11 protein-coding genes are annotated in these 12,495 nt (G+C 59.0%); 9 read left to right on the plus strand and 2 right to left on the minus strand.

Annotated features, from left to right (window positions below):
• Positions 1-105 precede the first annotated feature (105 nt).
• Complete coding sequence (locus tag L6439_RS08140; RefSeq protein WP_168179264.1) at positions 106-483, minus strand: DUF2188 domain-containing protein; 378 nt, start codon at positions 481-483, stop codon at positions 106-108.
• A gap of 136 nt (positions 484-619) precedes the next feature.
• Here L6439_RS08140 and L6439_RS08145 point away from each other — a divergent pair, with 136 nt between their 5' ends.
• Positions 620-1,282, plus strand: coding sequence for a carbohydrate-binding family 9-like protein (locus L6439_RS08145; protein ID WP_237096789.1), 663 nt, complete (start codon positions 620-622; stop codon positions 1,280-1,282).
• 143 nt (positions 1,283-1,425) lie between these two features.
• Here the strand turns inward: L6439_RS08145 and L6439_RS08150 are convergent, their stop codons facing one another.
• Complete coding sequence (locus L6439_RS08150; RefSeq protein WP_213469041.1) at positions 1,426-3,684, minus strand: hypothetical protein; 2,259 nt, start codon at positions 3,682-3,684, stop codon at positions 1,426-1,428.
• 406 nt (positions 3,685-4,090) lie between these two features.
• Between L6439_RS08150 and spoVAC the strand changes: the two genes are divergently transcribed.
• The 8 genes from spoVAC to yqeH all read left to right on the plus strand — a co-directional run bounded on the left by spoVAC (position 4,091) and on the right by yqeH (position 12,484).
• Positions 4,091-4,603, plus strand: coding sequence for a stage V sporulation protein AC (gene spoVAC, locus L6439_RS08155; RefSeq protein WP_168179265.1), 513 nt, complete (start codon positions 4,091-4,093; stop codon positions 4,601-4,603).
• Between the two features lie 36 nt (positions 4,604-4,639).
• Positions 4,640-5,665: a stage V sporulation protein AD gene (spoVAD, locus tag L6439_RS08160; RefSeq protein ID WP_168179266.1), complete on the plus strand. Its 1,026-nt coding sequence runs from the start codon at positions 4,640-4,642 to the stop codon at positions 5,663-5,665.
• Complete coding sequence (spoVAE, locus tag L6439_RS08165; RefSeq protein ID WP_168179267.1) at positions 5,662-6,012, plus strand: stage V sporulation protein AE; 351 nt, start codon at positions 5,662-5,664, stop codon at positions 6,010-6,012. The genes spoVAD and spoVAE overlap by 4 nt, the downstream gene beginning before the upstream one ends.
• 218 nt (positions 6,013-6,230) lie before the next feature.
• Positions 6,231-7,187 carry an AAA family ATPase gene (locus L6439_RS08170; RefSeq protein WP_168179268.1) on the plus strand — a complete coding sequence of 319 codons (957 nt, stop codon included), beginning with the start codon at positions 6,231-6,233 and terminating at the stop codon, positions 7,185-7,187.
• A 1-nt stretch (position 7,188) separates the two neighbouring features.
• The gene (locus L6439_RS08175) at positions 7,189-8,445 is read left to right on the plus strand and encodes a DUF58 domain-containing protein (RefSeq protein WP_168179269.1); all 1,257 of its coding nucleotides are present in this window, start codon (positions 7,189-7,191) and stop codon (positions 8,443-8,445) included.
• Complete coding sequence (locus L6439_RS08180; protein ID WP_213469042.1) at positions 8,436-10,700, plus strand: transglutaminase TgpA family protein; 2,265 nt, start codon at positions 8,436-8,438, stop codon at positions 10,698-10,700. Before L6439_RS08175 ends, L6439_RS08180 begins: the two co-directional genes overlap by 10 nt.
• Before the next feature lie 144 nt (positions 10,701-10,844).
• The gene (locus L6439_RS08185) at positions 10,845-11,369 is read left to right on the plus strand and encodes a YqeG family HAD IIIA-type phosphatase (RefSeq protein WP_172878830.1); all 525 of its coding nucleotides are present in this window, start codon (positions 10,845-10,847) and stop codon (positions 11,367-11,369) included.
• Positions 11,369-12,484 (plus strand): ribosome biogenesis GTPase YqeH, encoded by a 1,116-nt coding sequence (yqeH, locus tag L6439_RS08190; protein ID WP_172878832.1) that lies wholly within the window; start codon positions 11,369-11,371, stop codon positions 12,482-12,484. Before L6439_RS08185 ends, yqeH begins: the two co-directional genes overlap by 1 nt.
• Positions 12,485-12,495: the final 11 nt, after the last annotated feature.

Consider the following 12,495-nt stretch of genomic DNA (forward strand, 5'->3'; position numbering starts at 1 on the left):
AGAAGGCCAGCCCTGTCCTGGTCCAATCCGCTCCATGAGTGTCCCGTGCAACACGGCCCCGGAGCCGTGCTGCGCGGGCATTCGCGATCGGCGGGGTCCATCGCGTCATGTCGTGCGGCGGCTCTGAATGGTGCCGTCCTGCCTGTGAATGACGATATCGGCTCCATCGGACGCCTTCCGCTGCTGAGCGTATTGAATGGCCTCCTGCTTCGTCGGCGCCGTCATGAGCGGATGCTTCCGCCCTTCGGCTTTTACCGCCCAGTCTTCTCTGGCCGGGACGACATGAAGGACGTGATCCGGCCCGGAATGGTCCGGGAAGTGCTCTCCATGCCATTTTTTGGCCTGCGCGGTCGCAATCGCAATCGCGCGTCCTTCTTCCATGCCATCTTCCAATAAAGCGTTGGCGATCTCAATCGCCTTGGCCCGCACCTCAGACAGCAGATGCTTCATGGACGGAGGATAGTTGCGCTCGTTCCATGGCATTCGGCTTCCCTCCTTGCTGCTGGGGTTGTCCATACTTTACCCGGATAGGCCTCCCGGCAAACCGGCGCCTGCGCCGGCCGGGCGATTTTGCTATAATGAACGAGCCGGAACAACGAGATGGACGAGAGGAAGGAAGATGGCAATGACATCAGAGGCGAACACAGAAGCAGTATACGGCAAGGCTACGGACGGCCTGGTCCCGCGATACATATGCCGCCGCGTGCCCGACGGCGAGCCGGATTGGGAGGGGGCGGAGGCGGCGGTCCTGGCCGATGTCGTCACCGGGCAAGCTCCGCGCTACCGCACCCAGGTTCAGGCCTGCTGGTCCGAGCGGAGCTTATATCTTCGCTTCGAATGCGAGGATGAGCGCGTTGTCAGCCCGTATACGAAGCGGGATGATCCCTTGTTCGAAGCGGACGTGGTGGAATGCTTTATCCAGCCGGGGGAAGACGCGGGCGCTTACTATGAATTCAACATCAGCCCGCATAATATCGTGTTCGATTCGCGAATCGTATGCGAGCCGGGCAAGGACAAGCTCTTCCAGCCCGAGTGGGATGCGAGACTGCTGCGGACGACGGTAACCTATGTCAGCGAGCCGAAGCGGCTCCTGGTGTATGAGGCGGCGATTGCGTTCGAGGATCTGGGGCAGGCCCCTCAGCCGGGAGACTGGTGGCGCATCAATTGGTTCCGGATCGACGAGGGCGAGGACGGACAGCGGACGTTCGAGGCCTGGTCGCCGACGGGCGCGGTGAATTTCCATGTGCCGGAACGGTTCGGGCGGATTCTGTTCGAAGCTTAGAGATATCCACAAGAAGAAGGTTCAACCAAAAGCTGCTGCAATCTGCAACAATGAAAGAAGGCTTCCCGCCAACGGCTGTACAGCCCGGCGCGGGAAGCCTTGCTCATGAGGTCTGCCGCATGCCCAAGGCAGCCGGAGCGCGGCTATTGAACGCCCGGAGTAATCCCGATCTCCACGCCGCCAGCCGGGTGAATGAAGCGGATTGCGAAGGTCGAGGACGCTTCATCCCAGGCGAGATCGAACGGGCAGGCCTGGCCGCCGCGCTGCACGCTCACGTGCGCCGGGGCAGCCGGCGCATAGAACCGCAGCACCGCCCGGACACCGGCCGGTCCGCGCGCCGTATAGCGCTGGGTCTCCGCCGCATCGGCGGAGCCGCCTTCTGGAAGCGGGACAACCCGTCCGGCCGCGGCGACGAGGACCAGCTCCCGGCCGCTCTGCTGCGCCTGCTTCAGATCATACAGCAAGGCCTGTTCCCCCGGCCCGATCGTCACGCTCGGCCGGACCGATAATTGTCCGTCGAACAAATCGACGAACGGGCCTCTCAGGGTGACCGCATCGCTGCGGCAGCTCTCCTCAAGCACGGCTGCGGCCACGTACGGGCCCCGCTTGGCGACGAGCGCATGGGAAGGCGTCCAGCCTGCCGCCGACGGACCGTGGACCGCCGCCCATGCCGCCTTCACCGCGCCGCGCAGCCGGTTGGCGTCGTCCGCGGAGCGAGTGAAGCGGGCAGGATGCTCCGGCAGGTAGGCAACCGCGCCCCGGCCCATGCGCGTGATGGCCAGTCCCCCGTCCTGGCTCTCCATCGCGGCTCCCAGCGTCTCGAACAGATGCTGCGCCGGGCTGTCATACGTACGCGTTCCCGCGTTCCACCATTCACGCACGGCATGATACGGATCGCTGCCATCCCCCACATACAGCAGAACCCCACCGGCTTGCACCCATTGCGCGAGCCCGTAATGGACATCCATCTGCTCCGGCTTCATGAATTCATAGCTGGCGACCAACAGCCCGTACTCGCTTAAATAGTGCGGAATCCGCCGCACATTGTCCAGTTGGACCGGGCGGACCGGATACCCGTGCTTCAGCAGCGGCAGCGCCAAGCCGAAGAACGCATCCCACGCAATATGCTCCATCTCGGAGGCGAACCGCTCTTCCTCCTGTACCCGCTCCCAATCAAGCGATAGATCGAGCCGTTGGTACATGCAGGAATCCGCGACCAGCACGCCGATCCCGGGAAGGGAGGCCTTCTGGCTCGGCGCTTCCTCGCCGGACGTCCTGTCGGGTGATTGATCCAGAACCTGCTCCGGCGTACCGGCCAGGCCCCCCAGCGGCATGTGCTGCAGCGCGTGCATCACCGCCTGCAGGATCGTCCCGTACGCTTCCGGAAGCGGAACCTTGCCCGAGCGATCCGGGGACAAATAGGGCCTGCCGTAGATGCGATGCGGCCACGGCGCGACTTCGTAATGATCGACATGGGGGTGGAGAAGGGAAGCGACGACGGTTTTTTTGTAATTGGCCTCGTAATCGTCCCAGGTCCGTCCGGGATGGTCTTCAATCGGATCATGCAGGAACCACATGCGGCGGTCGCTTCCCCGCACGAGCTCTTGCATGACGCCATACTCCAAATACGCCGTCTCGAACGTCCGTTCCCGACGTTCGCCTTCATATACGTTGGGCACACGCGAAGTGCCTGTCCAGACCTGCGCGATATAGCCGTCGATCGCAGCAATATCCATCAGCTTCGATTCCGGGCTCACAATGCGCCATTGGCAATAGTTGAGGAGGCTGTGCGTCGCTACATAAAATTGGATATGACGCCCGTGCGCATGCTTGGCGTAAGACTTGAGCGCGGAGCTGATCCGCTCCAGCGCCCGGGCGTACAAATGCGCTTTCAGTTTGGACGCCCGGTACTGGGCATCCGGCGACTGATGAGGCGGCATCCACGGCTCGTTATAATACAGCTCCCATTCGCGCCGGAATGAAGGGGAATACCCGGCCTCTACCCAAAATTCCGGTTCTTCCATAAAGAAGGCGTCCACGCCGGCATCCACGGCTTTTTTTAGCCATTCGGTTATGTAATCCGCGAAAGATACGGTAGGCACCATATAAGGCACATCATCGGTCTCATGAATAAGCCGGGTCCCGTTGGCTCGGGTCTGGCTCTCGTCCCAATGCTCGCGTCCGTCGAACCCCCCGTTCAAATATGGCTGGTATTCCCCCCAGGCCGTGCCGGTCATGAGACCGACTCGATATCCCTGCGCCGTCCAGCCGCGAATCCGCTCCTCCATCGTGTCATCCATTCCATACACCAAGACCATGTCGGTCTGCAGATCGATCGAAGCTTCGTACGAAACGATTTCCTGAAAGGCCGTCTTCTCGCCGGGCCGCTGACGGTTCAGCATTGTCATTCCTTCTTCCTCAATGAAGTCGTTATCCAGGCATTGTGCTTGCCATGGGAATCGCCCTCCATTGTACACTTCGCGGGAAGCGTTGCCAACCGCGCTTACACAGACCCAGCCTGAGGCCTTTCCCTAATAATCGTGTCATTTGGATATGTGCCCCATTCAGGCCCAACTGCATACGTTAGTAGCAGGAATAACCGGAAAGGATGATAAACTTATGGAAATGAAGCTGCAAGCGTGGGATATCATCTTGGTGCTGTTCGTCCTCTTGGTCATCGTTTGCCTGCTGCTGTTCGGATTAGGGCTATAACTAGGTGCGCCATGGAGTTGAGACATATTTTAACCGCCAATGATAAATACTGAATGCATACAACTGAAAATCAGATTGGATGCAGGAGGTGAATCAATGGCGACTTCGGCTAAATCCGGGTCATCCGGGTCCACAACTTGGACTTCCGGGGGAAAGACGATCTCGGAGCAAGAGTATAAGCAGATCGCCAAGCAGCGTGAACCGTCCCGCCCCGTATGGAAAAATTGCGTACGGGCTTTTTTGGTGGGAGGAACGATCTGCCTGATTGGACAAGCCATTGAACAAATATTAATCACGTTTTTCGATATGACGAAGAAAGAGGCGGCAGGCCCGACGGTCGTCATTCTGGTGCTGGCTTCCGTTATTCTGACAAGCCTGGGCGTGTATGACAAACTCGCGCAGTGGGCCGGCGCGGGCACGGCGGTTCCCGTGACCGGGTTCGCCAATTCGATGTGCTCCGCGGCGCTGGAGCACCGCAGCGAAGGCCTCGTGCTGGGGGTCGGCGGGAATATGTTCAAGCTCGCCGGTTCTGTCATCGTCTTTGGAACGGTGGCCGCCTGTATTATTGCGCTTATCTATTACATTTTCGGGATACAGTTCCAGCATTGATGCCGGACGTTCCCAGATGGTAAAGGAGGCAATCCGATGCGTATAGGACGCCATACATGGCGGTTCCCCAATCAACCGGTCATTATCGGCACCGCGACCGTAGTTGGCCCCGAAGAGGGAAAAGGGCCTCTCGCCGCCGACTTTGACTTTGTTCACGAAGATTTGGATTTGAAGGAGCCAAGCTGGGAGAAGGCGGAGCGCAAGCTGCTGGAGCAGGCCTCTCAACTCGCCATCGTCAATGCGAACATTACGCAGGATGACTTGGATTATTTCGTCGGCGGCGACCTGATGAATCAGATAATCAGCAACTCCTTCGCCGCACGCGGGTTAGGGGTGCCTTATATCGGCGTGTTCGGCGCCTGCTCCACCTCGATGGAGGCGCTGGCGCTCGGATCGCTCCTCGTCGATTCCGGCAACGCGAACATCGTCATGGCCGGCACATGCAGCCATAACTGCTCCGTAGAGAAGCAGTTCCGCTATCCGACGGAATACGGCTCCCAGAAGCCGCCTACCGCCCAATATACCGTAACCGGCGCCGGCGTGGCCATCGTCGGCAAAAAAGGCAGCGGACCGAAAGTGACGGCCGCGACGATCGGCAAAATCGTCGATCTGGGGATTAAAGACCCGTTCAATATGGGCGCGGCTATGGCCCCGGCGGCAGTGGATACGATTCAGACTCATTTGACCGATTTGAAGCGCAGCCCCGCCTATTACGACATGATTGTGACCGGAGATTTGGCCACCGTGGGTTACGGGATTGCCAAAGATTTGTTCAAAAAACACGACATCAATATCCAGACGACGAACTATCAGGATTGCGGGCTCATGATGTACGACATGGTCAAGCAGAAGGTGGATGTTCAAGCGGGAGGAAGCGGAGCGGCTTGCTCGGCTGTCGTCACTTATGGACATATTTTGAAGCGGATGAGAGAGGGCGAACTGAAGAAAGTCATGATCGTGGCGACCGGAGCCCTCATGTCCCCGTTGTCCTACCAGCAAGGAGAGAGCATTCCTTGTATCGCTCATGCCGTAACGATTGAGATGGGAGGAGACGAATCATGATCTTTGTGTGGGCATTTATCGTGGGAGGCCTGATCTGCGTCATCGGGCAGCTGCTGTTCGATGTCGCGAAGCTGACGCCGGCGCACACGATGGCGCTGCTGGTCGTTACCGGGGCGGTCGTGGATGGCCTGGGCTGGTACGAGCCGTTGATCGAATTCGCCGGCGCGGGCGTTACGGTCCCGATTACGAGCTTCGGCAACTCCCTGGTGCACGGAGCCATTACCGATTTGAAGTCGGATGGATGGATCGGCGCCGTCAGCGGCATCTTCAAGACGACAAGCGCGGGCATATCGGCGGCGATCGTCTTCTCCTTCCTGGCGTCGGTGTTCGTCCGGCCCAAAGGCTAAGCCCGCTTCGGGCAGACAGGCTCCGCAACCTGAACAGGTGCGGAGCTTGTTTTATGCCATTAATTAGCTTGAAGACGAATATGAGTTGTTGATGTACCTTCACCATAGAATGGTGTAAAATGAGGAAATGTAAGGCAACTTCGCTTAGGATCCCCATGCTTGATACAATATAAATTGGGTATATTTCCTTATATTACCGTCGTGGAGGAGGTTTTTCCTTGCATTCGCAATCATCGCTGCATTCGATTATGGAACAGATCCAAGCTGCATTGGATCAATGCATATTAGGGAAATCATTCGAGATTGAACTCATGCTTACCGCTATGGTGGCAGGAGGCCACGTCCTCATCGAGGACGTGCCGGGAACGGGCAAGACGCAGCTGGTCAAATCGCTCGCGCGCACGATAGACGGAGCGTTCCGCCGCGTCCAATGCAACCCCGATCTGCTGCCGACCGACATTACCGGCGTTTTTATTTTCCACCCGAAAGACCAGCAATTCGTGTTCCGTCCCGGACCGGTCATGTGCAACGTGCTGCTCGTGGACGAGATTAACCGGGCGACGACGAAGACCCAATCGGCCTTGCTGGAGGCGATGGAGGAGCACCATGTTACGGTTGACGGGGAGACCTTCGAGCTGCCCGTTCCGTTCATGCTCTTCGCCACGCAGAACCCCATCGAGTTCGAAGGAACGTTCCAATTGCCGGAAGCCCAGCTGGATCGCTTTATGTTCAAGATTAACCTGGGCTACCCGGATGAAGCGATGGAGCGGGCCATGCTGGCTCGCCATGTGCTGGGGCAGCCATCCGAGCGGGTTCAGCCGATTGCCGATATTACCGTGATTGAAAAGATGCGGGAAGCGGCGCGCGGCATACATATCGACGACGCCGTCGCTTCCTATATTATTGATGTGGTCCGCGCGACGAGGACTCATCCGCAGATCGTGCTGGGCGCAAGCCCGCGGGCTTCCGTAGCGCTTATGCAGGCGGTCAAGGCCCGGGCCTGGATTCAAGGACGGCGCTATGTTACGCCGGATGATGTCAAAGCGCTGCTTCCGTTCGTCATCGCTCATCGCCTCGTGCTCGATATGGAGGCGAAAATGGAGGGGCTGATCCCGGAGCAGGTGCTGATGGATGCGGTCCGAGGCGTGCCGGTGCCGGTCCGGATGGAGCTGTAGCATGAATTCGCCGCAGCTGGTGCCCCGCCGTCCGCGTTCGCGGAGACGGACATTTCTGATTGCTTTTGTCATTTATGGCAGTTGTGTTTTCTATTTTCTGTTCCAAGGCGGCAAGACATCCTTCATGCTGCTGTCGATGGCGACCGTGCTTGCCGTCTACTGGGCATGCGGCTGGTTCGGAGGCGTGACCAAGGTTAAGGGCCAGCGCATGGTCCGGACCGGGACAAGCCGGTTCCTCCCCGCCCAATCCCGTATCGCGGTAGCGGTGGAGCTGCGCGTTCCGGGATGGCTTCCGCTGCCTTATGTTATCGTGCAGGACGGACTGTACCGCTTCGATGAACTGTACAGCCAGGCGGAGGCGGCGGTGACCCTGAAAGCCGGGCGGCAGGCGGTATGGACCTACCGGACGCCGCCGCTTCCGCGCGGGTCATACCGATTGGATGCGACCACATGCTTCTCCAAAGATTTATTCGGCATTTTCGAGCAGCGGGGCCAGTTCCATACGCCGTCCTCCTTTTTCATCCTGCCGGCCACGGTTCCCATCCCTTCATGGGCGCAAGCCGGGCATCAAGCGGTCCAGCCCGGACAGGCGCAAGCGGTGGATAAGAGGAAGCGGGAGTCGACACAATTGAGCGGCGTACGGGAATATGTACATGGCGATCGTCTCTCGCGCATTCATTGGAACGCCACCGCCAAGAGCGGAAGCTTGAAATCGAAGCAGTTCGATCAGGAGGTGGAAGCCCCGATTCTGATCGTGCTCGACATCAGGGGAACCTCCTACGAGAATTCGGCCGGCTTTGAAATGGCGCTGTCGGCAGCGGCGTCGATTGCGCAATATGCGAAGGCGAACCGGCATCCCGCCTATTTGGCCGCAATCGGCGGTTCTCTGCATTGGTGGGACGCCAGGGTCCTCCTGCGCGAGCCTGCCGCATACAAGCAATGGTTGTCGACCCTCGAGCCGGAGCCGCCGACTTCCCAAGTCAATGACCGGATTGGCCCGATGCTGGCGCAGCGTGCCGCACTGCTGCGCGGAGCGGCCGTCGCCTGGATCAGCGGGGCCATGTCGACAGGCGATATGGCGGCGATCGGAAGCCTGAGATCCATCGGCGGAAGCGGCACGTTCATTCATGCCGCCGCCAGCGGCCCCGATGAGGCCGGTTGGCCGCGCGCCTTGGCGAAGCAGGGCTTCCAATATATATGGCTGGATGAATTGAACCATCTTCCTAAGCTGCTTGGAGGTGGGATGACATGGAAGTGAACCGGCAGGGAGCATCCGCGTCCCCGGCAAGCTCCGTTCCATCGGCCCCGCCAGGAAAGATCAAGCGCTGGCTGCAGGACGGTTGGAGCGAGCGTCTCTTCTGGACTTGCCTCGCCGTGATGGTATGGCAGTGGATCGTGATGCTGGAGCCGTATTGGTATGACGAGACGATAGCGATGTCCATTGACGCGCTCCTCATCATATGGGGAGTGTCCGTATTATTTCCCCGGCAATTTTTTGGCCGGCTGTTTATCGGGCTGCCGCTCGTCATGCGCGTCATCTATATGGAACTGGCGCGCAATCATTTATGGATCGAGGACGGAGCGGGGTGGGAGAGGCTGCAAGCCTTTCATCCTTATATATGGTTCGTTGTCGGCATTTGGCTTTGTTATGAGGCGCTTAACCAGATTGTTCGCGGGACCGGCCGCATCATTATGTGGCTGCTCATTCAAGTTATTGTCTTCGGCATCCTGGATTCTTTTACCGAGGATATTTTATGGGATCAGGTTGCCTGGATCGTCGGCGCGGCCCTCGTATGGCTGATCGGGCTCCATTTCTCCGAGATGAAGGACAGCTATCCCGAGATGAAACGAACCTCGCTGAGGTATCTTCTTCAGATGGCGGCGAGCGGCATCGTCGTTATTGCGCTAATCATCACGGTCGGGGTGAACATGCCCGGACTGGAGCCGATCCTGACCGATCCATATACGGCCTGGACGAACCGGAACGGCACTGGCGGCAACTTCGTCGGGCGCATCGTCTCCAATGTAACCGGAACCGGAACCGGGACGCCAACCCCGACGACTTCCGGCTACAGCAACCATGACAGCCAACTTGGGGCCGGCTTTCAGATGGATTATGAGCCGGTGATGACGGTCACCTCCGAAGCCCGGGGCTATTGGCGGGGGGAGGCCAAAGATATATACACCGGCCAGGGCTGGGTCGATGCGAACCGGGAATTGAGCCTGGAACCGCTGAGTATCGGGGAACGGTTCGAAGCTGACGACGCTCCTGCGAAGCGGGTTCGGACGAAGGAGATTATCCAGAAGGTGCAGATTCAGAGCGATCAGATATACCCGGTCCTTTTCGGCATGTATTCCGTATCAGCCGTGGAGGAACTGGAAGGCGGCGATACGGACAGGCTCATCTGGAATGGGAGAGAGAGCGAGATCCGGTATGAGGGGAGAGGCGCAGCCCGCTATCCGGCAAGCTATACGATCGTCTCTCATGTTCCGATCATCTCGGAAGAGGAACTGCGAGCCGCGCTTCCGGCCGAAGCGCCGGACAGCGTGTACCTGCAGCTGCCGGACCGTTTTCCGGAACGGGTCGCGGACCTCGCCCGAACCCTGACTGAAGGGGAGACGAACAACTACGACAAGGCCAAAAAAATCGAACAGTATTTACGGACCCAGTTCACTTATACTAACGCCCCGGATCTTTCAAAGAGGACCAGCAGCGATTTCGTCGAGGGGTTTCTGTTCGAGATCAAAGAAGGCTACTGCGACTATTTCTCCACCTCGATGGCGGTGATGCTCCGCAGCGTGGGCGTGCCGGCGCGTTGGGTGAAGGGCTATGCCCCCGGAGCCCGCGAAGGAGCGGACCATCAAATGATGACGGGCTCCTTCGATCCCGATGAAGGCGGCCGCTTCCGCGTCACGAATGCGGACGCGCATTCTTGGGTAGAGGTATATATGGGGGAATACGGCTGGGTGTCCTTCGAGCCGACTCCGGGATTCAGCATGCCGAACCCGGAGCATGGACAGGAGCAAGAGCCCGACACGCCGCCCGAGCAAGAGGAAGAAAAGCAGCCCGAAGTGAAGGAAGAGAAGAAGGCAGGCAAGCCGGAAGAAGAGAGACCGATTCCCGCATGGGTGGTCACGGCAGCCCGCTCGATCGTGGGCGCCGCGCTGCTCGGACTTCTGGCATGGCTAGTTCGTCTATGGGGGCAGGCCGGATTCTCGCCGCGCTGGCTGCGCACCTTCCGCCGGCGAATATCGCCGCGTGATCGGGTCGTGCTGGAGACGGAGCTCTGGCTGAGCTACTGCCGGCTTCGCGGGCTCCGCAAGGAACCGCACGAGACGGTGCGCGAAGCCGCCTTGCGCTGGAGCGAGGGCCGGCCGCAACTGGAAGCATCCATGCAGATTATCGTCCCGATGTTCGAGCAGGCGAAATACAGCGGCGAGCCGCTGGATCAAGCCGATGTCGCCCGATTCCGGGAGGCGGTAAGACAGTTCCGGCGCGTCCGCAAGCGTTAATCTCCCTTTGCGTAGGACGCGGGAAGCGGGAGACAGGGAGCCGGAATGCGACGAAATGAAGCCGTTCCGCACGGGAACGGCTTTTTTTTGCACGAAAATCAAAGAATATGGTATAGTTTTTCGTATGAAAACGAGGTGACTGTTTTGTTGGAAAGGCTTATTCCCCGTCTTCGGGTAAGCTCCGTATACGATATTGATTTGGACAAGTTGGCGGAACAGGGCATTCGAGGCATCATTACCGATCTGGACAACACGCTTGTCGGCGCCAAGGTGCCGGAGGCCACCCCGGAATTGGCGGTCTGGCTGAAGGAAGTCGATCGCCGCGGATTCAAGGTCGTCATCGTATCGAATAATGATCATACGCGCGTGTCCCGGTTCGCCGTCCCGCTCGATCTTCCGTTTATACACGCGGCCCGGAAGCCGGCGCAGCGGGCTTTTCGCCAAGCGCTGTCGCTGATGGGGCTGAAGCCGGATCAGACAGCCGTCATCGGCGATCAGATGCTGACGGATGTCCTGGGAGGCAACCGGCTCGGCATATTTACGATATTGGTGAAGCCTATCGCCATTCAGGACGAAGGCTGGGGAACCCGCATCAATCGGCGCATTGAGCGTTTTGCCACGGCACGGTTGAAGCGAAGAGGACTGTGGCAAGAGGAGGAGAAAAGGTGATGGACAATCAAGAAAAGCAGATATGCAGCGGCTGCGGCGTCACGGTGCAGACCGGGCATGCCGATCAGATCGGCTATGTTCCGGCGTCCGCGCTGAACCGTTCGCCGCTGATCTGCCAGCGCTGCTTCCGAATCAAGCATTATAACGAAGCGGCTTCCGTAGCGCTGGATCAGGATGACTTTTTGCGCATGCTGGGGCGAATCGGGCAGGAGGACGCGTTGGTCATCCATATCGTCGATCTGTTTGATTTTGACGGCAGCGTCATTTCCGGGCTCCAGCGGTTCGTGGGGAATAACCCGGTGCTGCTCGTCGTGAACAAGATCGATTTGCTGCCCCGTTCGACGAACTGGAACCGCTTGACGAACTGGGTGCAGCGGCAGGCGAAGGAGCATGGACTGCGCATCTTGGACGTTATTCTCGTCAGCGCCAAGCGCAATGCCGGCTTCGATCGGCTCGTGGAACAGATGGGCCATTGGCGGCGCGGCCGCGATGTCTATGTCGTCGGGGCGACGAACGTAGGCAAATCCACGCTGATCAACCGTCTCATTCGCGATTACAGCGATATGGAGCGCGAGCTGACGACATCCCGTTATCCGGGCACGACCCTGGATGTCGTACATATTCCGCTGGATGACGGCAAGCATATCATTGATACCCCGGGCATTGTCTATACGAGCCGGTTGACGGAATTGGCCAGCCGGCAAGATCTGGGGGCCCTGCTGCCGGACAAGCCGCTTAAGCCGGCCGTCTATCAGTTGAATGAGGGACAGACCCTCTTTTTCGGGGCGTTTGCGCGCTTTGATTTTGTGGAAGGGGAACGACAATCCTTTACATGCTATATATCGAATGGACTTCCGATCCACCGGACGAAGCTGGAGCGGGCAGACGCTTTGTACGAAGAACACCGCGGCGAGCTGCTCGCGCCGCCGGCGCGGGAGCGACTGAATGAGCTTCCGGCCTGGACGAAGCATCAGTACCGGATCGGCACAGGGGCCGAGACCGATATATTCATCTCGGGGCTCGGATGGATCAAATGCAACGGCAAAGAAGGCGCGCTTGTGGAAATCCACGCGCCGAAAGGAGTCAAGGTGCTGACCCGCCGCGCGATGATCTAATACACTATACC

It is taken from the genome of Paenibacillus dendritiformis (assembly GCF_021654795.1).
GTDB lineage: Bacteria > Bacillota > Bacilli > Paenibacillales > Paenibacillaceae > Paenibacillus_B.

Excerpts from the sequence above, each read along its gene's own strand:
- spoVAE (WP_168179267.1), top strand. The coding sequence starts at position 5,662 with ATGATCTTTGTGTGGGCATTTATCGTGGGAGGCCTGATCTGCGTCATC.
- L6439_RS08175 (WP_168179269.1), top strand. The coding sequence starts at position 7,189 with ATGAATTCGCCGCAGCTGGTGCCCCGCCGTCCGCGTTCGCGGAGACGG.
- spoVAD (WP_168179266.1), top strand. The coding sequence starts at position 4,640 with ATGCGTATAGGACGCCATACATGGCGGTTCCCCAATCAACCGGTCATT.
- L6439_RS08145 (WP_237096789.1), top strand. The coding sequence starts at position 620 with ATGGCAATGACATCAGAGGCGAACACAGAAGCAGTATACGGCAAGGCT.
- L6439_RS08150 (WP_213469041.1), bottom strand. The coding sequence starts at position 3,684 with ATGCTGAACCGTCAGCGGCCCGGCGAGAAGACGGCCTTTCAGGAAATC.
- L6439_RS08180 (WP_213469042.1), top strand. The coding sequence starts at position 8,436 with ATGGAAGTGAACCGGCAGGGAGCATCCGCGTCCCCGGCAAGCTCCGTT.
- yqeH (WP_172878832.1), top strand. The coding sequence starts at position 11,369 with ATGGACAATCAAGAAAAGCAGATATGCAGCGGCTGCGGCGTCACGGTG.
- spoVAC (WP_168179265.1), top strand. The coding sequence starts at position 4,091 with ATGGCGACTTCGGCTAAATCCGGGTCATCCGGGTCCACAACTTGGACT.
- L6439_RS08140 (WP_168179264.1), bottom strand. The coding sequence starts at position 483 with ATGCCATGGAACGAGCGCAACTATCCTCCGTCCATGAAGCATCTGCTG.